The sequence below is a fragment of the Nonomuraea sp. NPDC049269 genome (assembly GCF_043197155.1).
GTDB lineage: Bacteria > Actinomycetota > Actinomycetes > Streptosporangiales > Streptosporangiaceae > Nonomuraea.
In genome coordinates, this window is sequence record NZ_JBICSO010000015.1 from 154,614 (window position 1) to 178,457 (window position 23,844).

Consider the following 23,844-nt stretch of genomic DNA (forward strand, 5'->3'; position numbering starts at 1 on the left):
CATTGGCCCGATGGATGACCGGCCACAATGGTCCGGTGGACATCGATGCGTTCGTCACCGCACACCGCCCGGCGTGGGACAGACTGGAGCACCTGATCAAACGCCGCTCCTCGCTGACCGGGCCCGAGGTCGACGAGCTGGTCGACCTCTACCAGCGGGTGTCCACGCATCTGTCGATCGTCCGCTCGTCCTCCGCGGACGCGATGCTCACCGGCCGGCTGTCCGCGCTGGTGGCCAGGGCGCGGTCGGCGGTGACGGGGGCGCACACGCCCGCCTGGCGGGAGTTCGTCAGATTCGTCACGGTGTCGTTCCCGGTGGTGGCCTACCGGGCCCGGTGGTGGTGGCTGGCCACGTCGCTGGCGTGCGTCGCCGTCGCGTGGGTGCTCGGCGTGTGGGTGGCGAGCAACCCGCAGGTGCAGACCTCGATCGCCTCGCCCGACGAGATCACCCAGCTCGTCGAGCACGACTTCGCCGACTACTACTCCGAGAACCCGGCCGCCTCCTTCGCCAGCCATGTGTGGATCAACAACGCGTGGGTCTCGGCGCAGGTCATCATCTACGCGATCTTCCTGGGGCTGCCGATCCCCCTGGTGCTCTGGTCGAACGCGGCCAACCTCGGCGTCTCCGCCGGGCTGATGGCCTCGCGTGACAAGCTCGACATCTTCTTCGGGCTGATCATGCCGCACGGCCTGCTGGAGCTGACCGCCGTCTTCCTGGCGGCGTCGGTCGGCATGCGGCTGGGGTGGACGGTCATCGACCCCGGGCCGCGCAAGCGCGTCGAGGCGCTGGCGGAGCAGGGCCGGGCGGTGGTCAGCGTGGCGCTCGGGCTGGTCGGGGTGCTGTTCGTGTCGGGGCTCATCGAGGCGTTCGTCACGCCGTCCGGGCTGCCGACCCCGGTGCGGGTGGGCATCGGGGTGCTCGCCGAAGGGGCCTTCCTCGCGTACGTGATCGTCTTCGGCAGGCGGGCGCTGAGCCAGAACGAGACGGGCGACCTCGAACGCGCCCCGGACGTGGCCCCGAGCGCCTGAACCCGCCGAGCGCCCGAGCCCAAGCCCGTCCGGCGCCTGAAGCTGCCTGAAGCCGCCTACAGGCGGCCGGCGGCCTTCAGCGCCAGGTACGCGTCGGCCAGGGCCGGGGCGATGTCCTCGGGTGGCGCGTCCACCACTTCGACGCCGTGGCGGCGCAGCCGGGCGGTGATGCGCCTGCGCCCCAGCTCCGTGTGCTCGGCCGCCGCCGCGTCGTACACCTGCTCGGCCGTGCCCTTCTGGGCCGCCATCGCCGCCACGCGCGGATCGGAGACGCCCGCCACCAGCACCAGGTGGCGCGAGGAGAGCTGCGGCAGCACCGGCATCAGCCCCTCGTCGAGCGCGGCCGAGTTGAGGTCGGTGAGCAGCACGACCAGGCAGCGCCGCTTGGCCCGGGACAGGACCGCCGCGACCATGCCCTGCGAGTCGGCCTCGATCAGCTCCGCCTCGATCGGCGCCATGGCGTTGACCAGCGACGACAGCAGCTCGGTACGCGAGGCCCCGGCCACCCAGGCGCGTACGGCCCGGTCGTAGGCCAGGAAGTCCACCTGGTCGCCCGCCCTGGCGGCGAGCGCGGCGAGCAGCAGGGCGGCGTCCATCGACCAGTCGAGCCGCGGCCAGCCGGGCACCGGGCGGGGATCCGGTTTGACCAGCAGCCCGCCGCCGCCCGCCGCGGCGCCGGCCAGCGGCATCGGGGCGTCGCCCACCCGGCCCGCGGAGGTGCGGCCGGTGTCGAGCACGATCAGCACCCGCCGGTCCCGCTCCGGACGCCAGGTGCGGACGACCACGTCGTGGCGGCGCGCGGTGGCCCGCCAGTCGATCGAGCGCACGTCGTCGCCCACCACGTACTCGCGCAGCGAGTCGAACTCGGTGCCCTGCCCGCGTACCAGGGCCGGGTGCTGGCCGTCGAGCTCGCGCAGCCTGGCCAGCCGGGAGGGCAGGTGCTTGCGCGACAGGAACGGCGGCAGCACCCGCACCGACCACGGCGCCCGGTGGGTGCCCTGGCGGGCGGCCAGGCCGAGCGGCCCGAGCGAGCGGACGGTGAGCGCCACGGACTCGCGGTCGCCGCGCCTGGTCGGGGTGAGCGTCACGACCAGCTTGCGGCGCTCTCCGGCGGGCACGTCGAGCGGCAGGGAACGCGGTGACGCGCCCGCGGAGGGCGGCCAGGCGTCCCGCAGCAGGCCGCGTACCCGCCGGCCGCCCGGGTTCTCCACCACCAGCTCGACCGTGGCCTGGCCGCCGAGACGGACCAGCCGGTCGCCCGAGCGGTGGAAGCGGAGCGGGCGGACCGCGCCCGCGAACACCAGGTCCACGACGATCGCGGCGGCCAGCAGCAGGCAGACGCCCGCCACCGCGTACCCCGGATCGGGCGCCAGCAGCACGACCACGACGCCGAGCGCCGCCACCAGCCCGGCGCGTCCCGTCAGAGCCATCAGCGCGGGACCGGGACCGAGGCCAGGATGCCGTCGAGCAGGCCGTCGGCGGTCGCGCCCTCCAGCTCGGCCTCGGGCCTGAGCTGGATCCGGTGCCGCAGCGCGGGCCTGGCCAGCGCCTTGACGTCGTCGGGCGTGACGTAGCCGCGGCCCGACAGCCACGCCCAGGCCCGCGAGGCGGCCAGCAGCGCGGTCGCGCCACGCGGCGAGACGCCGAGCTGGAGCGACGGGGAGTTCCTGGTGGCCCGCGCCACGTCCACGATGTAGCCGAGCACCTCGGATCCCACGTGCACCTTCGCCACCGCCTCGCGGCCCGCTTCCAGGTCCTGGGCGGTGGCGACGGGCTTGATCTCGGACAGGTCGCGTGGGTCGAAGCCCTGCGCGTGGCGTTCGAGGACCATGATCTCCTGGTCGCGCGGCGGCAGCGGCACGGTCAGCTTGAGCTGGAACCGGTCGAGCTGCGCCTCCGGTAGCTGGTAGGTGCCCTCGTACTCGATCGGGTTCTGCGTCGCGCACACCACGAACGGGTCGGGCAGCTTGCGCGCGTCGCCCTCGACGCTGACCTGCCGCTCCTCCATCGCCTCCAGCAGCGCGGCCTGCGTCTTCGGCGGGGTGCGGTTGATCTCGTCGGCCAGCAGCAGGTTGGTGAAGACCGGCCCCTCGCGGAACTCGAACCGCGCCGTCTTCGCGTCATAGATCAGCGAGCCCGTCACGTCGCCCGGCATCAGGTCGGGCGTGAACTGCACCCGCTTGAAGTCCAGCGAGAGCGCGGCGGACAGCGTGCGGACCATGAGTGTCTTGGCCACGCCCGGCACGCCTTCGAGCAGCACGTGCCCCCGGCACAACAGCGCGATGACCAGTCCGGTCACCACGGCGTCCTGGCCCACCACGGCCTTGGACACCTCGGCGCGCAGCGCGCTCAGCGCGTTCCTGGCCGAGTCACCGCCGGGCGCCTGGGCGGTCATCTCAATGTTCACTGACGGTCCTCTCGATGAAGTCCAAGTAGCCTGCCAGGGCGACGAGCCCGGCGTCGTCGGCGGGTGGTGGGCCGTACAACGCGGCGCCGATCTCCTGCGCGTCCTGGCCGGTCCGTACGGCGACGGCGGCCACCAGCTCGTGCCGGCCCGAGCCGGAGCCGAGACCGAGCCGGGGCGTGAGCCGGTCGATCGTGCCGGCCCTGAGCGCGTCGGCCGCCCTGCCCCTGGCCCGCCTGGCCCGGTAGAGCCGCCCGCGCCCCTCGACCGTCTCCGCGGCCCGCACCACGACGGGCAGCCGCTCGGTCACGACCGGCCCCAGCCGCCTGCCCCGCCAGAACGCCACCATCAGCACCGTGATGACCGCCATCAGCACGGCCCAGGGGATGCTCGCGGGCATGAGGTCGTACATCGACTGGCCGTCCGCGCCCGGCAGTTCGCCCACGGGCGGTGTCTCCGGCGCGACCAGCCAGGTCACGGCCTTGGCCGAACCCAGCAGGTTCAGGGCGAGCGCGGCGTTGCCGTCCTCGGTCAGGCGCTGGTTGGTCATGAACTCGGCGCTGCCCAGGACCGTGGTGGTGCCGCCCGCGTTGGGGTAGCTGACCAGCGTCCATCCGTCGCCCGCCGGATAACAGCCGGTGGAGCCGGCCGGTCCGGTGAACGCGGAGCCGCCGATGAACGCGCTGCCCGCGGCCCTGGCGGCGGGCAGCGAGCAGCCGGGCTCGCGCGAGCGCTCGCGTGCGGACCCCCGCTCCGGCCGCACCCCGGGAGCCAGCTCATCGAGCGTGAAGATGTTGTCGACGATCACCCGGTCGCCCTGGATCCCGGCCAGGACGCGCGGGTCGGCGTAGGAGGCGTCGGTGACCAGCAGCAGCCGGTCTCCCGGCGCGGCACCGGTGGCCTTCGCCGCCGCGGCCTCCGCCGTGTCGACCCTGTCGACGGTGACACCTCGGTCGCGCAGCAGCTCGGCCAGCGCCATCGAGCCCGCCAGCGTGGCGTCGGTGGGATCCAGATGGCGGGGCGGACGGGTGTCCGGTTTGAGCAGCACGCTGAGCACCGCGGCGAGCACCATGAGCGCGCCGAGCAGGAGGATCAGCCGGCTCGCCCGCCAGGTGGAGCGCACGGTGGGGGAGGTGGAGTGGGACTCGCCGGTCTCCTGCGGTCGCATGTCGAGGCTCATGAGGTGCTCCCGAGCGTGGGCGCGGCCAGCGGGACCGGCCTGGCCTGGCGGAGCCGCTCGTCGAGACCGCTCATGGCGTCGTACGTCTCCCGGGTGCCCGGCTCGGCGCCGTAGGTGACGTCGTCGAACGAGCGGGCGGCGGCGGTCAGCTCGTCGGCGAACCCGGGCAGCGCCAGGCCCGCCTCGGCGGCCAGCTCGTCGGCCGTACGCCCCGGCATCCCGTCGACCAGGGCCCGCTCCTCCAGGTCGCGGGCGATGGCGCGCAGCCGCTCCTGGATCGCCTCGGCCCAGCTGCCCATGGCGGCCAGCCGCTCGGCCGCCTGGCGGTGCTCGGCGGCGGTCATCGTCCGCTCGCCGAACAGGCCGTCCGGCGCCGCCGCGTTCCTGCGCGAGGTCTTGCGGAGCCGCCACACGATCAGCGCGACCACCCCGCTGATGATCAGTGTGATCACGATGGCGGAGATGACGCCACCGGTCGTGCCGCTGCCCGTGGCCGCGTCCATGAGGTCGCCGACGAACTGCTGGAAGCGCCGCCACGCCTGGTCCAGCAGCGCTTCCCGCTCGTAGCCCGGCTTGAGGAGCTCCTCCGCGGCTCTGCGCGCGGCCTCCCCCCTGTCGATCGGGGTCACGGCCTGGCGGAGTTGGACGGATGCCAGAGCTCGTCCGCCGAGGCGTGCACCCAGCCCTGACGCTGCTGCTCGATCGCCGCCGTCTGCAGCACCAGGTCGAACGCCTCACTGCGCATCCGCCGGTCGGCGTAGAGGAGGCCCGCGACACCCGCCTCGAACGGGTAGGTGATCAGCGCGCCGAGCGTGCCGCCGAGGGCGAGCAGCACGGCCGCCAGCACGGCGGTGCCGGGAGACTTGCCGAGCAGGCCGAGGAGGGTCCCGGCGATGGTGAACGGGACCTCCAGGATGCCCGCGACGAGCCCCACCAGCAGCGAGGTGAGCAGCAGGATGCCGAGCACCCGCCAGAAGTCGCCGGTCACCAGGTTCCAGGAGCGGCGCAGCGCCTCGATGGGGCCCTTGCCCTCCAGCACCACGGCCGGCGCCGCGAGCGCGAAGCGGGTCCTGAAGTACAGCACGTAGCAGAAGTACAGGATGAGCAGCAGCACGGAGATCACGATCACGCCGCCCGCCGCGGCGGGTGAGTCGTCGCCCGTGCCGGTCGCGATGATCGCGACGATGAGCAGGGCGATGACGGCCAGCGGGACCAGCACGATGACGGCCATCAGCCCCACCACGCCGAACAGCGCCGGGACGCGGCCCTTGGTCAGCTGCCACGCCTCCCCGGCGGAGATCTTGCCGCCGAACACGGCGCGGCCGAGTATCCGCATCAGCACACCGGTCAGCAGGGTCACCACGACGAAGCTGACCGCGGTGGAGACGATCGCGCCGCCGTACTGGGCGATGAACCCGCCGTACATCCCGGACAGGTCGGCCGGATCGGCCGAGGCCGGATCGTCGAGCAGGCCACGCATGGAGTCGAAGGCGAACACCTGCCCGATCGCGATCGGGAGGGCTCCGAGGAGGGCGGCGACCGCCGAGAGGCCCAGCACCGCCTTGGGGTTCGACCGGACGAGTTTGATCGTTCCGTCGAGGATGTCGCCCAGCCCCAGTGGCCGTAGCGGTATGATCCCGGGGCGCAGTGCGGGTGGCGGCGGCATGTAGCCGTATCCAGGCGGCGGTTGCTGATAGGGCGCCTGCGGGCCGGGGCCCGGTGGAGGCTGTTGCTGTTCGAAGCCGGGGGCGGTCCACGGCGAGGTCTGCGGGGCGCCGTAGGGAGGGGGCTGTTCTGGAGCCCAGCCTGGTGGCGTCTCGGGCGAGGGACCGTGACCGTCTGACATATCCCAATCCTGGCATGGTGGGCGGGGCAATGGTGTCGTGCGTGCGATTCGCCGGCTCATCTTGCCCGCATTCCGGGGCGTTCCTGCTCAAGGATCTCATCGAAGGATGGCCGAAAGTCGGTCTGTTACCGCAGACTGAGATTGCGGTCTCGGCTGCAAGTCTAAAACTTGTCTTTTGTACGTCTCGTGTCCCATGCATGGGCCAACGAAGGGCAACCTTCAGCGATCGTGCGGGTATGTCCCAGAATGCGTAGAACGAATGAGGGGCCATGAAAGGTCGCGTGCTGGTCGTCGATGACGACGCCGCTCTCGCCGAGATGCTGGGTATCGTGTTGCGCGGCGAAGGCTTCGAGCCATCCTTTGTCTCAGATGGTGACAAAGCCCTTGACGCTTTCCGGGACACACGCCCGGACCTGGTGTTGCTCGACCTGATGCTGCCGGGGGCGGACGGCATCGACGTGGCGCGCAGAATCAGGGCGGAGTCGGGCGTGCCCATCGTCATGCTCACCGCCAAGAGCGACACGATCGACGTCGTGCTCGGTCTGGAATCGGGCGCCGACGACTACATCGTCAAGCCGTTCAAGCCGAAGGAACTCGTGGCCAGGGTGCGGGCGCGGCTGCGCCGTACCGACGAGCCCACCCCGGAGATCCTGCAGATCGGCGACATCACCATCGACGTGGCCGGTCACTCGGTCAAGCGTGGTGAGGAGACCATCAACCTGACGCCGCTCGAGTTCGACCTGCTCGTCGCGCTGGCCCGCAAGCCGCGCCAGGTCTTCACCCGGGAGGTCCTCCTGGAGCAGGTCTGGGGCTACCGGCACGCGGCCGACACCCGTCTGGTCAACGTGCACGTCCAGCGGCTCCGGGCGAAGATCGAGAAGGACCCGGAGCACCCCGAGATCGTCGTCACGGTCCGCGGCGTGGGTTACAAAGCCGGGCCGGCCTGACCTCCGCCCGACCTGGCCATGGCCTCGACTAGCAGGAAACGACTCCGCCGCCGTACTCTCCGCCAGATTCTGGGCGGGGTCCGGCGGCGGACGCGGCGTGCGGCGGGTCGCGTACGGAGCGTCTGGCGGCGCTCACTCCAGCTCCAGGTGGTCACCAGCACGCTGGTGATCTCCGTGACCGTGGTGGTCGTGCTCGGCGTCTTCCTGTCCGACCAGATCAACAGATCGGTCATCGAGAGCCGCCAGCAGTCGTCGGCCACCGAGGCGCTCGCCGACCGCGTGCAGATCGCGGACGCGCTCAGCCAGAAGCCCGACGACCAGGCCAAGTCGACCGCCGACACGGGCGGCAACACGCCCGTCGACCCGCTCGACGAGGTGATGGACACGATCACCGGCTCGGGCGAGAACGGCTCCAAGAAGCGCTACGAGGTGCTGGTGCTCAACACCTCCCGCCCCGGCCAGTCGCGCGCCTCGGGCAATGTCGCGCCCGAGAACGTGCCGCAGGCGCTGCAGCAGAAGCTGCGGAGCCAGGAGCAGAAGTACATCTTCGACAAGCCGCAGCGCTTCACCGCGCCCATCACGTTCACCGGTGACAGCCAGGCCACGCCCACGCTGGTCATCGGCGGCGTGGTCGACATCAACGGCGAGAACTACGAGGTCTACCACTTCTTCCCGATCAACGAGGAAGAGCAGATGCTGTCCAACGTCAGGCTCGCCCTCGCCGTGGTGGGTCTGGGACTCGTGCTGCTGCTCGCCGCCATCGCCTACCTGGTGGCCCGCCAGGTCGTCAGCCCGGTGCGCCTGGCCCGTCAGGCGGCCGAGCGCCTGGCCGCGGGCAAGCTCGACGAGCGGCTGAAGGTACGCGGCGAGGACGACCTGGCCCGCCTGGCCACCTCGTTCAACGAGATGGCCGTCAACCTGGCGCTGAAGATCCACCAGTTGGAGGAGCTGTCCCAGGTTCAGCGGCAGTTCGTGTCCGACGTCTCCCACGAGCTGCGCACCCCGCTGACCACCGTGCGGATGGCCGCCGACCTGCTCTACGACGCCCGCGAGGACTTCGACCCGATGGCCGCCCGCTCGGCCGAGCTCATGCAGGCCCAGCTGGAGCGGTTCGAGTCGATGCTGGCCGACCTGCTGGAGATCAGCCGCTACGACGCCGGCGCCGCCACGCTCGACCTCGACCCCGTCGACGTGCGTGACGTGGTGCTGCGCGCGATCGGCGACTCCGAGGCGCTGGCCGAGCGTCACTCCACCCGCTTCGAGCTGCGGCTGCCCAACGAGCCGTGCATGGTGGAGATCGACAACCGGCGGGTCGAGCGCATCCTGCGCAACCTGCTGTTCAACGCCATCGAGCACGGCGAGGGCAGGGACGTCGTGGTGACGGTGGGCGCCGACCGGGACGCCGTGGCCGTCGCCGTACGCGATCACGGGATCGGCCTGAAGGCGGGCGAGGACACCATGGTCTTCGACCGGTTCTGGCGCGCCGACCCCTCACGGGCGCGGACCATCGGCGGCACCGGGCTGGGCCTGGCCATCTCGCGCGAGGACGCCTCGCTGCACGGCGGCTGGCTGCAGGCGTGGGGGCAGCAAGGGGAGGGCTCGCAGTTCCGGCTGACACTGCCCCGGGTGGCCGGGACCGACCTGAAGGGGTCGCCGCTGTCGCTGGTGCCGCCCGAGATCGAGATGCGGCGCACGTGGCGCGGGCAGATGACGCCGGTGCTGCTGCCCGCGTCGGCGGATGGGGCCGGTTATGACGAGGACTAGGCCGGTTGTGACGAGGACCGGCAGGCCGCTTCGCGCACGGCTCAGGCGGCTCGGCGCCGTCGGCGTCGTCATCGCGACTCTCACCTGGAGCTCGGCCTGCGCGGTGATCCCCGTGGGCGGGCCGTTCGCGGTCGGCGAGGCCGGTGACAACGACCCGATGAGCAAGCCGTTCCAGCGCATGGTCGCCATCGAGCCGCAGCCCGGCTGGTCGCCGCAGCAGGTGGTGGAGGGCTTGCAGGCCGCCATGGCCGCTTACGCCGACGACCCGGAGATCCTGGCGAAGTACCTGACGGACGAGGCTCGGCAGGCGTGGAAGCCCGGCGGTCCGGTGACGGTGCTCGACAACGGGGCTAAATACGATGAATCTGGGAAGATCGGCGACAAGGAGGTCACCGTCGTCATCTCGGGCACCCAGGTGGCCCGGATCGAGGACGACGACACCTACGTGCCCGTGTCCGTGGGCGTGGACAGGAAGTTCACCCTGGTCAAGGACAAGACAGGCGAATATCGGGTCAATTCCCTGCTCGGGGGCCTCGTGCTCACCGAGGCGGACGTCGCTCGCGCGTACCGGCCGACGAACCTGTACTACCTGAACGGCGCGCCCGGCAGCGGCGGCGCCAACGCGGACATGCTGGTCGTCGACCGGGTGCGACTGCGGCTCAAGCCCACCGAGAGCTTCGCCAAGACCATCATCGAACGCCTGCTCAAGGGCCCGAGCAAAGCGCTGCAGGGCGCCGTGGAGAATGTCTTCCCGCATGGCACGCGGGTCGAGTACGTACGCGCGGGCGACGACCGCGTGGTGATCAACCTCAGCGGTCCCATCGACGCGGACGACATCTTCAGCAGGGGACTCCAGGCCCAGCTCAGATGGAGCCTCACCAGCAACAACGTGGCCAACGGCCGGTCCATCGAGGTGCTGCTCGACGGCGAGCCGTTCTTCTCCTCGGACACGATGACCATCCCGCCCAACATGCCCGACGACTGGCTGGGCGCCGCCTCCAACGTCGTCTACTACACCAACAGCAAAGGCGCCGTCTCTTCGGTGGGCCACGACGGGCCGGGCAGGGTCGTGGCCGGGCCCGCCGGTCAGCCGAACAGCCAGTACTCCGACTTCGCCGTGATCGCCGGCGGCTACGCCACCGGTCAGGGCGCCGACCTCATCGCGGCCAAGTCGAAGACGGGCGGCATCTGGGTCACCAGGGCCGCCGCGGACGGCCGCTGGCAGCAGTGGATCCAGGGGGCGAGCACCGACCTCACGGCGCCCTCCTGGCACAGGGATGGCACCCTATGGACGTACGACCGCCGCAACGGGGCCGTGCTCCGGTGCAACCCGAGCGCCGGGCGCGGGCCCGAGCGCATCGCCGCGCCGAGCCTCGACGGGTTCGACGTCACGCGGTTGCGGGTCGCCAGGGACGGCGTGCGGGTGGCGGTCACGATCGGCAAGCACGAGATCCGCGTCGGCGCCATCACCGGAGGGGGCGCCTCCACCATGCTCGGAAATTTCCAGACATTGAGCACGGTGGACGAGGAGAACATCATGGACCTGGCCTGGCGTGACGGCGAGCACCTGGTGGTGCTCTCGCAGAGCAAGGCCGGGTCGGTGGTCAAGGAGATCAACGTGGGCGACGGCACGGTCACCAAGCTGCCGTCGGACAAGCGGCTGCGCACACTGGCCGCGCAGGGTGAGCGGATCCTGGCGGGGACCTTGCAGAAGAACGAGATCCTGGAATCCAACCTGGACAAGCAGAGCTGGACCGCCAAGATCGCCGCCGACGCCGACACCCCGATCTTCCCCCTGGGCTGACCCGCTGCGGGCCGCCTGACCTGCGATCTCGCGGCACCGAAACTGTCGGGGGCGCCGGGCATGCTGGTCCCCGTGTTCGCCGCTCTCGCCGATCTGATCCTGCCGCAGCACTGCCTGGGCTGTGCCGCCGGTGGCCCGCGTCTGTGCGGGAGGTGCCTGGCCCCCGTCCCGGCCCGCCGCATGCCGAGACCGGTCCCGGCCGGGCTCCCCGAGTGCTGGTCGGCCGCCGACTACGCGGGGGCCGTGCGCGCGGCGATCGTCGCCTACAAGGAGCGCGGCCAGACCACGCTGGCCCGTCCACTGGCGGCGGCCCTGGCCTTCACCGCCTGCCATGCCCTGGCGTCCCGGCCCGCCGCGCCGGTGGCGGTCGTCCCCGTCCCCAGCGCCGTCCGCGCCCGCCGGTCGAGGGGACACGACCCGGTCGGCAGACTGGCCGCGCTGGCCGTACGGCAACTGGTGGCATCCGGTCGCCGGGCGGAGCTGTGGCCCGCGCTCGGGCAGGCGCGCCAGATAGGCGACCAGGCGGGCCTGAGCGCCACGCAGCGGGCCGCCAACCTCGCCGCCTCCCATCGGGTCACCCCCGCAGGGAAGGCCCGCCCAGCGGCCTCTGTGCTGCTCGTGGACGACATCGTGACGACGGGCTCCACCCTGGCCGAAGCGGCCAGGACACTCCGGGCGAACGGCGTCGAAGTCCTCCTGGCGGTCACCGTCGCCGCGACACGCCGAAGATCTTGAAATCCATTACGGTCACCCTGGGTAAAGAAAGATCTATTTGTCGGCCCTGACCTGGAGGCCACATGTCACTGCCCACCGAGCGGCGGCGGGGCAGCTCAGCACTCCACGATGGGACGGATATATAGGCGGCCGTACGCAGAAAAGGGCACGCATCATGCCCGTCACACTGGTGAAAAATCACAGAAAGTGATCGTTTGCCCGATCCGTAGGCTGACATTCGGTCGCGATCCGGATAGCGTTCTGACATGGCACCCGTTCGGGTCCGTGGTTGCGCAGGGTCGGGGCTCCCGGCTCTGCTAGCCGATGCCAGCCGCAGGCAAAACGGTCCACGTAAGGCGACTCTTTGTCGACCGATCACGGTGCGGCTTAGGGGTAAGTCCTGCCTTCCCGGGGGTCCAGATGTCCCCCGTCAGGAGAGAAGGGCAGTAGTGGCATCAGAGCCGCGAAATCCTCAGCAGGCGGATGTGGGGTCGAAGACCAGGTCGGCCGGGCGGGTGCCACCCGAGATCCCGGTGACGGAACGTCGGAAGAGGGTAACGGTGACAGCAGAGAGGCAGACGGAAGACCCCGCCCGGCAAGAACGTCGTCGGGCGCTCTTTCTCAGTCGTTAGACGAAGGGGGGCTGTTGCATGGACATCATCGTCAAGGGCCGGCACACAGGAGTGAGTGATCGGTTCCGAGACCAGGTGACGACCAAGCTGGCCAGGATCGAGCGTCTGGACAACAAGCTCATTCGAGTCGATGTGGAGGTGTCGAAGGAGCGCAATCCGCGCATCGCCAGCCAGCGAGAGCGCGTCGAGCTGACCATTCACTCTCGAGGACCCGCCATCCGTGCGGAGGCTTCCGCCGACGATCGATTCGCCGCCCTAGACATGGCGCTGGACAAACTGGAAGGTCGCCTCAGGCGGCTCTCCGACCGGCGCAAAGTGCATCACGGCAACCACTGCCCGCCCTCCGTCGCGGAGCTCACCGCGACGCTCCCCGAAGTCGCCGACCTGGCACCCCGCGAGGTCGAGGCCGAGGCCGTCCCCGAGTTCGAAGAAGATCAGCTACCCGATGACAAGCAGTACGACGACATCGTCCCGATCGAGATGGAGGGCGACGGGCCGCTCATCGTACGGGAGAAACACCACAAAGCGGAACCAATGACCATCGACCAGGCTCTCCTTGAGATGGAGCTGGTCGGCCACGACTTCTACCTGTTCCGTGACAAGGAGAGTGGCCAGCCGTGTGTCGTTTACAACCGGCGCGGCTATAACTACGGCGTGCTGCGGCTCGTAGAGCCGTGACAGCGCGCTAAAAGATCTTCTCGACCACCCTAGGACCGCGTTAGACGTGCCATCATTGGCGGTCCAACGGCTCTGGCCCCCCGACGAGGAGGAGACGTGAGCGAGCTCAGTCAGGTGATGAGCGAGCGAACCGCGGAGAAGGCAGTCGCGAGGCTGATCGAGGAGGCCTGGTGACGGAGTCTGGCGAGGCCCGCGCGTCAGGAGGCGAGCCGATCCGCGTCCTGATCGTGGACGATCACGAGTTGATCAGGCGGAGCCTGGCTCTGGCGCTGGCCGCCGAGCCGGACATCGAGGTGGTCGGTGAAGCCAGCGACGGGCACGAGGCGGTCGAAATGGCCGACCGCCTCATGCCCGACGTGGTGCTCATGGACGTACGCATGCCGCGACAGGACGGCATCGAGGCGGCGAAGGGCATCAAGGCCTCCGTGCCGAGCACCCGCATCATCATGCTGACGGTCAGCGACGAGGAAGAAGACCTCTTCGAGGCCATCAAGGCGGGCGCGACCGGCTATCTGCTCAAGGACGTGCAGATCAACGACGTCCCCGCCGCCGTGCGCGGAGTGCACGAAGGCCAGTCGCTCATCAATCCGGCCATGGCCGCCAAACTCATCAACGAGTTCGCGAACATGAGCAAGAAAGAGAGCGAACGCCCACCCCAGCTCCCCGTGCCCCGGCTGACCGAACGCGAGATGGAGGTGCTGCGCCTGGTGGCCAAGGGGATGAACAACCGCGAGATCGCCAAGCAGCTCTTCATCTCCGAGAACACGGTCAAGAACCACGTCCGCAACATCCTCGACAAGCTGCAACTCCACTCACGCATGGAGGCCGTGGTCTACGCGGTGCGCGAACGCATGCTGGAAATCACCTGACGCCCCCGCCGAGGCGGCGACGGATGGCGAACACCCGGCCCCCCACGGAGTGCGACGGGTGGCGAACGCCCAGCCCCCGACGGGTGCGACGGGTGGCGACCATCCGACGCGCGCCCTGGGCATCCGACGCGCCACCGCGGAGCGCGTCTGCGCGGGCGGGCGAGCGCACCCGAGCCGCCCTGGCTGGCGCCCGCAGGCCGCCACCGGCGCCTGGCGTAACCTGGGGCGCCCAGGGCGGGCGGTGAAGGGTGACGATCACCCGGTGTCCGTCCCGAACGGGTACGGAGGGTAGCGGTCAGCCGGTGCTCGTGCCCCGCGGGTGCGGAGGACGGCGTTCTGCCGGAACTCGCCGCTGGATAGGCGACGAGCGCGGTGGTCAGGTGATGCTCGTGCCCTGGTGGGTGACCGAGGTGGTGTCTGTCGTCAAGTAGGCGACGAGGGCCGTGGTCAGTCGGCGGGTGCTTCCAGGTGGGTGATGAGGGTGGGGTCGGCGCGTTCGACTCGTACGGCGTCGCAGCCCACCCACTCGGCCGCTGACCACAGGGCGTCGCGCAGGGCGTCGGCCCACTTGGCGGCGGTGAGGCCGGGCTCCAGGCTGAGTTGCCTGGCCACCAGGGTGGTGCCCTCGCGGGCCGGGTCCACGCGGCCGATCAGCCGGCCGCCGGCCAGCACCGGCATCGTGAAGTAGCCGTGCACCCGCTTGTGCTTGGGCACGTAGAGCTCGAGCTGGTAGTTGAAGCCGAAGACCCGCTCGGTCCGGCCGCGATGCCAGATGAGCGAGTCGAACGGCGACACCAGCGTCGTGCGGTGCCGGCCGCGCGGCGCCGACGCAAGGCCCGCCGGATCGGCCCACGCGTTGGTCTGCCCCCTGGTCGAGGGCCAGCCGGTCACGTGTACGGGCACCAGCCCGGTGGCCCCGCTGAGCAGCACCTCGTCGAGGATCGCGGCGAACCTCCCCTTGAGCCGCAGGAAGTCGATCAGGTCACCCCTGGTCGCCACGCCCAGCGAGGCGCCGGCTATGGCCGCCAGCCGTACGATGCACTCCTCGTCGGAGAGGTCCTCGGCCAGGAGCTCGGCGGGGACCACCCGCTCGGACAGGTCGTAGACCCTGCGCCAGCCGACGCGGCGGCTGCAGACGATATCGCCGATGTCGAGCAGCCACTCCAGGCCGATCTTCGAGTCGGACCAGTCCCACCAGGGGCCGCCGTTCTTGGCGCCGCCGACGTCCGACGTGGTGAGGGGGCCCGAGTCGCGTACCTGATCCCGCAGCTTGTCGACGTGGTCGGGGACCTCGTGCCAGCGGTAGCGGCGGTCGCGGTAGGCGCGCCGCCTGAAGGCGTAGAGGGGCCAGTGCTCGATCGGCAGGATGCAGGCGGCGTGGCACCAGTATTCGAAGCTCTGGGCGGGGTTGTGCCAGTAGGCGCGCTCGACCTTGGGCCTGCCCACCGCGCCCAGGCGCGCGTAGGCGACCAGTTCGTGGGAGCGGGCCAGAACGGAGATGGTGTCGAGCTGGATGGCGCCGAGCCTGCGGAGCATGCCGTGCACGCCGCCCCGGCGCGCGTCCGCGCCGCCGAGCAGGCCCTGGGCCCGCAGGATGATCCGCCGCGCCTCGTCGGCCGTCAGATCCGTCATATCAGCACATTGGTACGGCTAGGCATGCCGCGAATGCTAGCGGCGGGCACCGACAGAAACGGCGGCCCGCCGCGAGACGTACGCATCAGCGGCGGGGCCTGTCTCGCCTCCGTCTCGGAGGTTGGGCGGCGACCCTCCGCGTCGGTCCATGGATGCGGCGGTTTGGCGGTTGCCGCCCGTTATGTCCCGGGGGTGAGCGGTGGCCGCATCCGCCGGCGGAGGTGGGGCGGAGGTGAGGCAGTGGTTCAGCGGTGGTCTTCCGCGCGCAGTCCGGCTCGGGGGGCGTCGATCACGACGTCGGTGACGATGTCGAAGACGAGGGCGAGGATTGCGCCCACGACGAACACCCCGGCCCCGATCCAGACGAGCGTCCAGTTGGCGGCGGTCAACCCATAGCCGGCGACGACGGTGCCGAGCACCATCACGGTCACCGCGAGCCATGAGGACGCACGGCCGCCATGGCTGCCGAGATTCTCCGCATGCTCTGACTTGCGCCCCTCAACCATCACAAATCCTTCCCTTTACCGGATATCCCGCTAATGGTGCGAACCGGCGTCTTACCGGCATACGCTCTGCCTAACCCCATTCTCCCAGACGTGCCCGACGCTCTCGTCGTCGCGGTGGCTGTGTCTGGTTGCGGAACCGCCTACGATGGCAACGGGGAAGTTTGTCTCAGCCTCTCCTCCTGGCGGCGCCGCCGGGGTAGACCTGCGAGGAGCTTTACATAAAGTGGCAGCCATTCTCGACAAGATCCTACGCGCCGGCGAAGGCAAGACCCTGCGCAAGCTCAAGCGGATCGCCGATCAGGTCAACTCCATCGAGGACGACTTCACGAGCCTGTCCGACGCGGAGTTGCGCGCCCTGACGGACGAATTCAAGCAGCGGCTCGACGCTGGCGAAACCCTCGACGATCTGCTTCCCGAAGCGTTCGCGACCGTGCGCGAGGCGGCCCGCCGCGTGCTCGGCCAGCGTCACTTCGACGTGCAGATCATGGGCGGCGCGAGCCTCCACATGGGCAACATCTCGGAGATGAAGACCGGCGAGGGCAAGACCCTCACCTGCACCCTCCCCGCCTACCTCAACGCGCTCGCCGGCAACGGCGTGCACGTCATCACGGTCAACGACTACCTGGTCAAGGTCGGCGCCGAGCACATGGGCCGCGTCTACCGCTTCCTCGGCCTCGAAGTCGGCATGATCCTGTCCGGGCAGGCCCCCGACGAGCGGCGCAAGCAGTACGAGGCGGACATCACCTACGGCACCAACAACGAGTTCGGCTTCGACTACCTGCGCGACAACATGGCGTGGTCGCTGGACGAGTGCGTGCAGCGCGGCCACCACTTCGCGATCGTCGACGAGGTCGACTCCATCCTCATCGACGAGGCCCGCACCCCGCTGATCATCTCCGGTCCCGGGGAGCAGTCGGGTAAGTGGTACACCGAGTTCGCCAAGATCGTGCCCCGCCTGCGCAGGGGCGTCGAGGCCAAGTCGCCCGACGAGGAGAGCACCGGCGACTACATCGTCGACGAGAAGAAGCGCACGGTCGGCGTCCTGGAGTCCGGTGTCGCCAAGGTCGAGGACTGGCTCGGCATCGACAACCTCTACAAGGCCGAGCACACCCACCTGGTCGGCTTCCTGAACAACGCCCTGAAGGCCAAGGACCTGTTCAAGAAGGACAAGGACTACATCGTCTCCGACGGCGAGGTGCTGATCGTCGACGAGTTCACCGGTCGCATCCTGCACGGCCGCCGCTACAACGAGGGCATGCACCAGGCCATCGAGGCCAAAGAGGGTGTGAAGATCAAGGACGAGAACCAGACTCTCGCCACGGTCACCCTGCAGAACTACTTCCGCCTCTACAAGAAGCTGTCCGGCATGACCGGCACGGCCGTCACCGAGGCGAACGAGTTCCACCAGACGTACAAGCTCGGCGTGGTCCCGATCCCGACGAACCGTCCGATGATCCGCAAGGACCAGGCCGACGTCGTCTACAAGACCGAGGACGCCAAGTTCGCCGCGGTCGTCGAGGACATCAAGGAGCGCTACGAGGCCGGCCAGCCGGTGCTCGTCGGCACCACCTCGGTCGAGAAGTCCGAGCGGCTGTCGAAGGCGCTCAAGCGCCGCGGCGTTCCGCACGAGGTGCTCAACGCGAAGAACCACGCGCGCGAGGCCGCGATCGTCGCGGAGGCGGGCCGCAAGGGCGCCGTCACCGTGGCCACCAACATGGCCGGTCGAGGCACCGACATCATGCTCGGCGGCAACTCCGAGTTCCGCGCCGACCTGGAGCTGCGCCAGCGCGGTCTCGACCCGCTCGAAACGCCCGAAGAGTACGAGAAGGCGTGGCCCGAGGCGCTGGAGAAGGCCAAGGCGGCCGTCAAGGCCGAGCACGACGAGGTCACCCAGATCGGCGGCCTCTACGTTCTCGGCACCGAGCGCCACGAGTCGCGCCGCATCGACAACCAGCTGCGTGGCCGCTCCGGCCGTCAGGGCGACCCGGGCGAGTCGCGCTTCTACCTCTCGCTGGGCGACGACCTCATGCGCCTGTTCAACTCGGCCCGGGTCGAGATGATCATGACGAGGCTCAACATCCCGGACGACCAGCCGATCGAGTCCGGCATCGTCTCCAAGGCCATCGCCTCCGCCCAGCACCAGGTCGAGCAGCAGAACTTCGAGATCCGCAAGGAAGTTCTCAAGTACGACGAGGTCATGAACCGGCAGCGCAAGGTGATCTACGCCGAGCGCCACCGCGTCCTGGAGGGCGCCGACCTGCACGAGCAGGTGCGCGGCTTCGTCGGCGAGGTGATCGACGGCTACGTCGCCGGTGCCACGGCCGAGGGGTTCGCCGAGGAGTGGGACCTCGACAAGCTGTGGAAGGCGTTCGGCGAGCTCTACCCCGTCACGCTCACCATCGACAACGTCGTCGAGGAGGCCGGCAGCCGCGAGGAGCTCACCGCCGAGCTGATCTCCGAGAAGGTGAAGAAGGACGCGCTGGAGGCCTACGCCAGGCGCGAGGAGGAGCTCGGCGCCGACGCCACCCGCGAGTTCGAGCGCCGCGTCATCCTGTCGGTCCTCGACCGCAAGTGGCGTGAGCACCTCTACGAGATGGACTACCTGCGCGAGGGCATCGGCATGCGGGCCTACGCGCAGAAGGACCCGCAGATCGAGTACCAGCGCGAGGGCTTCGAGATGTTCGCCGCGATGCTGGAGGGCATCAAGGAGGACTCGGTCGGCTTCCTGTTCAACATCGAGGTCGAGGTTCAGGAGAACCCGATCGTCGAGGAAGAGGACGCGATGATGGCGGAGACCCGCTCTATCATCGCGCGCGGCCTGCGTGGGCCCGAGCGGCCCGCCGAGCTCGAATACACCGCGCCGGGCGAGGCGGGCGAGGTCGAGCACACCCGGGTCCGCAGCACGTCGGCCGAGCGCGCCGCCTACGGCAACGTCGAGCGCAACGCGCCCTGCCCCTGTGGCTCGGGCAAGAAGTACAAGCGCTGCCACGGCGACCCCAAGCACGCCGAGGCGTAACAACGCCCAGTGCCGCGAAAGAGGCCCTCGCCGCCCGGCGGGGGCCTCTTTCACGTGCTGCGTCAGGCCGTCTCGAATAGCCGCTTCGGGCCGTCTCGAATGGCCGTCTCAAATGCCGCGTCAGGCCGTCTCGAAGTCCGTGCACAGCCATTGCACGCCGCGCCGCTCCAGCCGGACGGCCAGCACGTGGCTGCGTTCGCCGCAGTGGACGAGCAGGCACATCTCCACCGCGCCGTCCTTGGGCTCCTTCACGTGCGGGCTCCCCACGAACGGCGGCCGTTTCGCGTCGATCATCCGCCCCGCCCTGACGAGCTCACGGTAGGCCCGCTCGGTGAACCGGTCGGCGACACTCTCAGCCGGCCGCCGTCCCGCGAGCACCTCGGCCAGTGCCTGTCCGAGCGACCTCAGCTTGCGCTCGTCGGGGATGGCCCCCGGCGGCCCCCACACGAGCGGGTCGGGAACGGCGGCGGCGTGCGGAAGAGATGACATGGGTCCTCCGATGTCATAGGGGGAGAGGGATCGATACATAGAGTTTCCGGCCCCGCCCCCGAATACATCGGCCACCAACTTTCCCGCCTGGGCCACCGATTCGAGGTGATTGGCGAACAAGATCACCGAAAGCTGGAGTGGTCCAGCAAAATTTCGGTCCGGCCCACCCTGCTACCGGCCCGTCCAGAACGGATCCGGCCCACCCCGATGCTCCATTACCGCCTGGGCGGTAGGCCCCGGCCAAGAAGACGCGCGTCTCGGCGCCCAGCCACCTCCACCGGAGGAGCGTGCCCCTGGACAGATCTCAGCCCTGTATGGCGGGTGGGGCTCACCGGGCTTGCCGTAAAAAATGGAAGTTATTCGCCCGAGTCGACGTCAGGTTCGGGCTCGCGACCGGGGGTCAGGATGTTGAGTTTGCGGATGAGGAAAGTGAACACCACGTAATAGACCACCCCATAGATCACCCCCAGCAACAGGATCCCCGGCAGATTATGGGTGTTCGACTTGCTGGCGTTGAGGAGCATGTCGAGCAGTCCCGCGGAGAAGCCGAAGCCCAGTTGCCCGCCGATGAGTGTGGTGAGCGCCATCGCCAGACCGGTCAGCACCGCGTGTACGACCAGCAGCACCGGTGCCACGAAGATGAACGCGAACTCGATCGGCTCGGTGATGCCGGTGACGAACGAGGCCAGCCCGGCCGACAGCATGATGCCGCCCACGGCCGCCCGACGGTGCGGAGGCGCGGCCCGCCACATGGCCAGCGCGGCGGCCGGCAGCGCGAACATCATGATCGGGAAGAACCCGGCCATGAACTGGCCGGAGTGCGGGGCGCCGCCGAAGTAGCAGTTCCAGTCGCCGCCGAGGACCTGGCCGCCGACCTCGCACTGGGGGACCACGTACCAGACGATCGAGTTCACGAAGTGGTGCAGGCCGAGCGGGATCAGCAGCCGGTTGATCAGGCCGTAGATGCCGGTGCCCAGCGGCCCGAGCGTGGTCAGGGCCTCGCCCGCGTGGCCGATCCACTCGCCGAGTATCGGCCACACCCAGCCGATCAGCACGCCGAGCAGCAGCGCCGCGATCGAGGTGATGATCGGTACGAACCGGCGCCCGCCGAAGAAGGCCAGCCAGGACGGCAGCTTGATCCGGTGGAACCGCTGCCAGAGCATGGCGGTGACCAGCCCGATCATGATGCCGCCGAGCACCTGGGTGGGATTCTGCATGCCGTAGTTGATGATCTCCTTGATGCCCTGAGGCTGCTCCGCCCTGATCAGGACCGTGTTCCTGATGGCCGAGCCGAAGAACATCACCTTGGTCACGCGGTCGAACACCAGGTAGCCGACCACCGCGGCGAGCGCGGTCGAGCCGTCGGACTTGCGGGCGAACCCGATCGCCACCCCCACCGCGAACAGCAGCGGCAGGTTCTCGAACAGCGCCGCACCGGCGGCGGCCAGCACCTCGGCGACCTGGTTCATCCAGCCGAAGCCGGCCACGTCGGCCAGGCCGCCGGGGTCGGCGCCGTTGGAGCCGAGCATGTCGGGCTGGCCGAAGCGGAGCAGCAGCGCGGCCGCGGGTAGGGCGGCGATGGGCAGCATGAGCGAGCGGCCCAGCCGCTGGAGCACGTTCATCACGCGTGAGAACGGCGAAGGCCTGGCGGCGGTGGTCTCGTTCACCGGGGGTTCCTCCGGATCGGGCCCTCAGCCCCGTCTGGTGGGCGTTTCCAGAATGGTGCGCAGCTGGTAGCGGTCCGCGCGATAGGTGGACACGCCCAGCTCCGCGCAGACGCCGCCGGAGAAGGATCTGCGCTGCAACAGTAGTACGGCCCCGCCCCGGGCGAGCTTGAGCAGGTCGGCGTCGCTCGGATCGGCGATGCCCCCGTCGATGGTCAGCTCGCCGGCGTCCATGACCAGCCCGTAGCGGCTCTCCAGCAGCTCGTAGAGTGACCTGCCGGACAGGTCGTGCTCGGCCAGGTCGGGGGCGAGCTTGACCGGGATGTGCGCCCGCTCGATGGACAGCGGCTCGCCGTCGGCGGTCCGCAGCCGTTCGATGAAGTGCACTTCCTCGCCCGGCTGGATGCCCAGTTCCTTGGCCAGATGGGCGCTGGCGCGTACGACCCTTCTGTCCAGGTCGCGCGAGCCCGGCTCCATGCCGCGCGCCCGCATATCGTCGGTGAACGACGTGAGCTGCAGCGCGAGCTCGATCTTGGGCCTGGCCACAAAGGTGCCCTTGCCGGGCACCCGGTGCAGCCGGCCCTCGGACACCAGGTGGTCGACCGCCTGCCGGACGGTCATCCTGGACAGGCCGAAGCGCTGGCAGAGCTCGCGCTCGGACGGGATCGCCGCGCCGATGCTCAGCTCGTCGCTGTCGATGAGATCCAGCAGGATCTCGCGGAGCTGGAAGTACTTGGGCACCGGGCTGTCCGGATCGATGTGCGCCACGGATCCTCCCCTCGATCTGACCTGGGCAATGGGCTATGGTTCGTACTGGTCTAGTCCGGACTAGACCACATGTCGTAAAACAGGGTCAAGTCTGCACGGTAACGATTTGAGGGATGATGACCACCAAGATGCGCAGCGAGATCGCTGAGCAACCCCAGGCTCTGCGGGCCACGCTCGACTCCCTGCTCCCCAGGATCGGCGAGGTGAGAGCGCTGGGTGAGCAGACCCGGCAACTGCTGTTCATCGCGCGTGGCACCTCCGACAATGCCGCAGTCTACGGCCGCTACCTGGTCGAAGCCCACGCGGGCCGGCTGGCCGCGCTCGCCGCCCCGTCCGTCGCGACGACGTACAAGCGCAAGCTGGACCTCGACGGCGTGCTGGCCGTGGCCATCTCGCAGTCGGGCCGGACCGAGGAGATCGTCGAGACGCTGACCTGGGCCAAGGACTGCGGGGCCAGGACGGTCGGCGTGACGAACGGCGGTCCGGACAGCCCGCTCGCCCAGGCCGCCGACCTGGCGCTGTGCACGCTGGCGGGCGAGGAGAAGGCGGTCCCCGCCACGAAGACCTACACCACCCAGCTCGCCGCGCTGGCCGTGCTCGCGCTCGGCCTCGGCGCCGACGTGGACGCGGCCGACCTGCAGCGGGTCCCCGACGCGGTCGAGAAGCTGATCGCCGAGCCTGGTGACCTCGACGCGGTCGTCGAGGGCCTGGCCGACAAGCCCGGGGCCGTGGTCTCCGCCCGCGGCCTGGCCTTCTCCACCGCGCTGGAGACCGCGCTCAAGCTCAAGGAGGCGTGCTACCTGCACGCCATGGGCCTGTCGTACGCCGACCTGCTGCACGGGCCGATCGCCGTGGTCGACGCCGACACCCCCGCGCTGCTGGTCGCCGCCGAGAACAGCCCGACGCTGTCCGGGACCGTGGCGCTGGCCGAGCGCGTCGTCGCCGCGGGCGCCGCGGCCTTCACCATCGGCGGCGGTCCGGCGCTGGCCCACGCGGGCACGGCGGCGCTCAACGGCCCGGACCTGCCCGAGTGGGTCGCGCCCATGGGCCTCATCGTGCCGGGGCAGTTGCTCACCGAGGCGCTGGCCAGGAGGCTGGGCATCGATCCCGACGCGCCGCGCGGGCTCAACAAGGTGACCCAGACCGACTGACGTTTAGCCTGGTCGTAACGTACGAGGAGGACGGATGGCGGCTGACGCCAGCGCGATCATCGCGGGGCTCGGCGGTGCCGGCAACATCATCGACATCGAACCCTGCATCACCCGGCTACGGACAGAGGTGCGTGACGTCTCCAAGGTCGACCAGGCCGCGCTCAAGGCGGCGGGCGCGCACGGCGTCATGGCCGCGGGCAACGTGGTGCAGGTCGTCGTCGGGCCCGAGGCGGACACGATCGCCAGCGACATCGAGGACATCATCGGCTAGAGGGCGAGACCATGACGACTGTTCTCGCCCCGGTCGAGGGGGTGGCCGTCGGGCTGTCGGCCGTGCCCGATCCGGTGTTCTCCGCGGGCATGGTCGGGCCGGGAACGGCGATAGATCCAGCGCGGGGACCGGGCACGGCCGTAGCCCCGATAACAGGAAAAATCATGAAATTGCATCCGCATGCCTATGTCATCGTGGGGGACGACGGCAAGGGCGTGCTGGTGCACCTGGGCATCGATACCGTTCAGCTGAAGGGGAAGGGGTTCGAGCTTCTCGCGGCCGAGGGTGACAGGGTGTGCGCGGGCCAGCCCGTGGTGGCCTGGGACCCGGCCGCGATCGAGGCCGGTGGCCGCTCGCCGGTCTGCCCGGTGGTGGCGCTCGACGCGCCCGCCGGGTCGGTGACGGCCATGGCCGGCGGGTCGGTACTCGCCGGAGACGAGCTTTTTCTCTGGGATTAGCACGATCTGAGTCCGGGTGGTCC

General features: G+C 69.8%; 20 protein-coding genes and 1 pseudogene. 11 read left to right on the forward strand and 10 right to left on the reverse strand.

Translation table 11 applies throughout. From position 1 onward, the window contains the following. Positions 1–35: 35 nt before the first annotated feature. Positions 36–1,028 (forward strand): stage II sporulation protein M, encoded by a 993-nt coding sequence (locus tag ACGFNP_RS57690; RefSeq protein WP_358335768.1) that lies wholly within the window; start codon positions 36–38, stop codon positions 1,026–1,028. A 56-nt stretch (positions 1,029–1,084) separates the two neighbouring features. Here the strand turns inward: ACGFNP_RS57690 and ACGFNP_RS57695 are convergent, their stop codons facing one another. The 5 genes from ACGFNP_RS57695 to ACGFNP_RS57715 are packed head-to-tail and all read right to left on the reverse strand — an operon-like array spanning position 1,085 to position 6,458. Continuing rightward, positions 1,085–2,458 carry a DUF58 domain-containing protein gene (locus ACGFNP_RS57695; protein ID WP_393333208.1) on the reverse strand — a complete coding sequence of 458 codons (1,374 nt, stop codon included), beginning with the start codon at positions 2,456–2,458 and terminating at the stop codon, positions 1,085–1,087. Continuing rightward, a complete protein-coding gene (locus tag ACGFNP_RS57700) occupies positions 2,458–3,423 on the reverse strand; it encodes a MoxR family ATPase (protein WP_358336094.1) in 966 nt (321 codons plus the stop codon). The genes ACGFNP_RS57695 and ACGFNP_RS57700 overlap by 1 nt, the downstream gene beginning before the upstream one ends. A gap of 1 nt (position 3,424) precedes the next feature. Beyond that, the gene (locus tag ACGFNP_RS57705; protein WP_393333210.1) at positions 3,425–4,612 is read right to left on the reverse strand and encodes a DUF4350 domain-containing protein; all 1,188 of its coding nucleotides are present in this window, start codon (positions 4,610–4,612) and stop codon (positions 3,425–3,427) included. Then, a complete protein-coding gene (locus tag ACGFNP_RS57710) occupies positions 4,609–5,241 on the reverse strand; it encodes a DUF4129 domain-containing protein (protein ID WP_393333213.1) in 633 nt (210 codons plus the stop codon). Before ACGFNP_RS57710 ends, ACGFNP_RS57705 begins: the two co-directional genes overlap by 4 nt. Continuing rightward, a complete protein-coding gene (locus ACGFNP_RS57715; protein ID WP_358335779.1) occupies positions 5,238–6,458 on the reverse strand; it encodes a glycerophosphoryl diester phosphodiesterase membrane domain-containing protein in 1,221 nt (406 codons plus the stop codon). The genes ACGFNP_RS57710 and ACGFNP_RS57715 overlap by 4 nt, the downstream gene beginning before the upstream one ends. Before the next feature lie 269 nt (positions 6,459–6,727). Here ACGFNP_RS57715 and mtrA point away from each other — a divergent pair, with 269 nt between their 5' ends. The 6 genes from mtrA (at position 6,728) to ACGFNP_RS57745 (ending at position 13,866) form a co-directional block, all read left to right on the forward strand. After that, a complete protein-coding gene (gene mtrA, locus ACGFNP_RS57720) occupies positions 6,728–7,405 on the forward strand; it encodes an MtrAB system response regulator MtrA (RefSeq protein WP_043620615.1) in 678 nt (225 codons plus the stop codon). 18 nt (positions 7,406–7,423) lie between these two features. Continuing rightward, on the forward strand, positions 7,424–9,169 hold the full coding sequence (gene mtrB / locus ACGFNP_RS57725; protein ID WP_358335782.1) for an MtrAB system histidine kinase MtrB: 1,746 nt from the start codon (positions 7,424–7,426) through the stop codon (positions 9,167–9,169). 7 nt (positions 9,170–9,176) lie between these two features. Further along, the gene (locus tag ACGFNP_RS57730; protein ID WP_358335785.1) at positions 9,177–10,973 is read left to right on the forward strand and encodes an LpqB family beta-propeller domain-containing protein; all 1,797 of its coding nucleotides are present in this window, start codon (positions 9,177–9,179) and stop codon (positions 10,971–10,973) included. Between the two features lie 60 nt (positions 10,974–11,033). After that, entirely contained in the window at positions 11,034–11,708 is a 675-nt protein-coding gene (locus ACGFNP_RS57735; RefSeq protein WP_393333217.1) for a ComF family protein, read from the forward strand. Between the two features lie 629 nt (positions 11,709–12,337). Next, entirely contained in the window at positions 12,338–12,997 is a 660-nt protein-coding gene (gene hpf, locus ACGFNP_RS57740; RefSeq protein WP_358335791.1) for a ribosome hibernation-promoting factor, HPF/YfiA family, read from the forward strand. A gap of 170 nt (positions 12,998–13,167) precedes the next feature. Next, a complete protein-coding gene (locus tag ACGFNP_RS57745) occupies positions 13,168–13,866 on the forward strand; it encodes a response regulator transcription factor (RefSeq protein ID WP_214633525.1) in 699 nt (232 codons plus the stop codon). Between the two features lie 447 nt (positions 13,867–14,313). Here ACGFNP_RS57745 and ACGFNP_RS57750 read toward each other — a convergent pair whose 3' ends face one another. After that, on the reverse strand, positions 14,314–15,498 hold the full coding sequence (locus ACGFNP_RS57750; RefSeq protein ID WP_358335794.1) for a DNA glycosylase AlkZ-like family protein: 1,185 nt from the start codon (positions 15,496–15,498) through the stop codon (positions 14,314–14,316). Between the two features lie 245 nt (positions 15,499–15,743). Continuing rightward, on the reverse strand, positions 15,744–16,004 hold the full coding sequence (locus tag ACGFNP_RS57755; protein ID WP_358335797.1) for an HGxxPAAW family protein: 261 nt from the start codon (positions 16,002–16,004) through the stop codon (positions 15,744–15,746). A gap of 223 nt (positions 16,005–16,227) precedes the next feature. On the opposite strand from ACGFNP_RS57755, the gene secA reads away from it, so the two are divergent. Next, positions 16,228–19,020 (forward strand): preprotein translocase subunit SecA, encoded by a 2,793-nt coding sequence (secA, locus tag ACGFNP_RS57760; RefSeq protein ID WP_393333221.1) that lies wholly within the window; start codon positions 16,228–16,230, stop codon positions 19,018–19,020. A gap of 120 nt (positions 19,021–19,140) precedes the next feature. Here secA and ACGFNP_RS57765 read toward each other — a convergent pair whose 3' ends face one another. The 3 genes from ACGFNP_RS57765 to ACGFNP_RS57775 all read right to left on the reverse strand — a co-directional run bounded on the left by ACGFNP_RS57765 (position 19,141) and on the right by ACGFNP_RS57775 (position 21,941). Continuing rightward, the gene (locus tag ACGFNP_RS57765; protein ID WP_358335802.1) at positions 19,141–19,509 is read right to left on the reverse strand and encodes an Rv3235 family protein; all 369 of its coding nucleotides are present in this window, start codon (positions 19,507–19,509) and stop codon (positions 19,141–19,143) included. Between the two features lie 356 nt (positions 19,510–19,865). After that, complete coding sequence (locus tag ACGFNP_RS57770) at positions 19,866–21,176, reverse strand: PTS transporter subunit EIIC (protein WP_358335805.1); 1,311 nt, start codon at positions 21,174–21,176, stop codon at positions 19,866–19,868. Between the two features lie 24 nt (positions 21,177–21,200). Continuing rightward, entirely contained in the window at positions 21,201–21,941 is a 741-nt protein-coding gene (locus ACGFNP_RS57775; RefSeq protein WP_214633529.1) for a GntR family transcriptional regulator, read from the reverse strand. A 116-nt stretch (positions 21,942–22,057) separates the two neighbouring features. Here ACGFNP_RS57775 and ACGFNP_RS57780 point away from each other — a divergent pair, with 116 nt between their 5' ends. The 3 genes and pseudogenes from ACGFNP_RS57780 to ACGFNP_RS57790 all read left to right on the forward strand — a co-directional run bounded on the left by ACGFNP_RS57780 (position 22,058) and on the right by ACGFNP_RS57790 (position 23,821). Continuing rightward, complete coding sequence (locus tag ACGFNP_RS57780; RefSeq protein WP_393333287.1) at positions 22,058–23,092, forward strand: SIS domain-containing protein; 1,035 nt, start codon at positions 22,058–22,060, stop codon at positions 23,090–23,092. Between the two features lie 31 nt (positions 23,093–23,123). Beyond that, a pseudogene (locus tag ACGFNP_RS57785) lies at positions 23,124–23,363 on the forward strand (glucose PTS transporter subunit EIIB); the annotation flags it as partial. A gap of 11 nt (positions 23,364–23,374) precedes the next feature. Next, a complete protein-coding gene (locus ACGFNP_RS57790) occupies positions 23,375–23,821 on the forward strand; it encodes a PTS glucose transporter subunit IIA (protein ID WP_358335811.1) in 447 nt (148 codons plus the stop codon). The last annotated feature ends 23 nt before the right edge of the window (positions 23,822–23,844 follow it).

Excerpts from the sequence above, each read along its gene's own strand:
- ACGFNP_RS57695 (WP_393333208.1), bottom strand. The coding sequence starts at position 2,458 with ATGGCTCTGACGGGACGCGCCGGGCTGGTGGCGGCGCTCGGCGTCGTG.
- ACGFNP_RS57700 (WP_358336094.1), bottom strand. The coding sequence starts at position 3,423 with ATGACCGCCCAGGCGCCCGGCGGTGACTCGGCCAGGAACGCGCTGAGC.
- ACGFNP_RS57705 (WP_393333210.1), bottom strand. The coding sequence starts at position 4,612 with ATGAGCCTCGACATGCGACCGCAGGAGACCGGCGAGTCCCACTCCACC.
- ACGFNP_RS57715 (WP_358335779.1), bottom strand. The coding sequence starts at position 6,458 with ATGTCAGACGGTCACGGTCCCTCGCCCGAGACGCCACCAGGCTGGGCT.
- mtrA (WP_043620615.1), top strand. The coding sequence starts at position 6,728 with ATGAAAGGTCGCGTGCTGGTCGTCGATGACGACGCCGCTCTCGCCGAG.
- mtrB (WP_358335782.1), top strand. The coding sequence starts at position 7,424 with ATGGCCTCGACTAGCAGGAAACGACTCCGCCGCCGTACTCTCCGCCAG.
- ACGFNP_RS57735 (WP_393333217.1), top strand. The coding sequence starts at position 11,034 with ATGCTGGTCCCCGTGTTCGCCGCTCTCGCCGATCTGATCCTGCCGCAG.
- hpf (WP_358335791.1), top strand. The coding sequence starts at position 12,338 with ATGGACATCATCGTCAAGGGCCGGCACACAGGAGTGAGTGATCGGTTC.
- ACGFNP_RS57750 (WP_358335794.1), bottom strand. The coding sequence starts at position 15,498 with ATGACGGATCTGACGGCCGACGAGGCGCGGCGGATCATCCTGCGGGCC.
- ACGFNP_RS57755 (WP_358335797.1), bottom strand. The coding sequence starts at position 16,004 with ATGGTTGAGGGGCGCAAGTCAGAGCATGCGGAGAATCTCGGCAGCCAT.
- ACGFNP_RS57765 (WP_358335802.1), bottom strand. The coding sequence starts at position 19,509 with ATGTCATCTCTTCCGCACGCCGCCGCCGTTCCCGACCCGCTCGTGTGG.
- ACGFNP_RS57780 (WP_393333287.1), top strand. The coding sequence starts at position 22,058 with ATGACCACCAAGATGCGCAGCGAGATCGCTGAGCAACCCCAGGCTCTG.
- ACGFNP_RS57790 (WP_358335811.1), top strand. The coding sequence starts at position 23,375 with ATGACGACTGTTCTCGCCCCGGTCGAGGGGGTGGCCGTCGGGCTGTCG.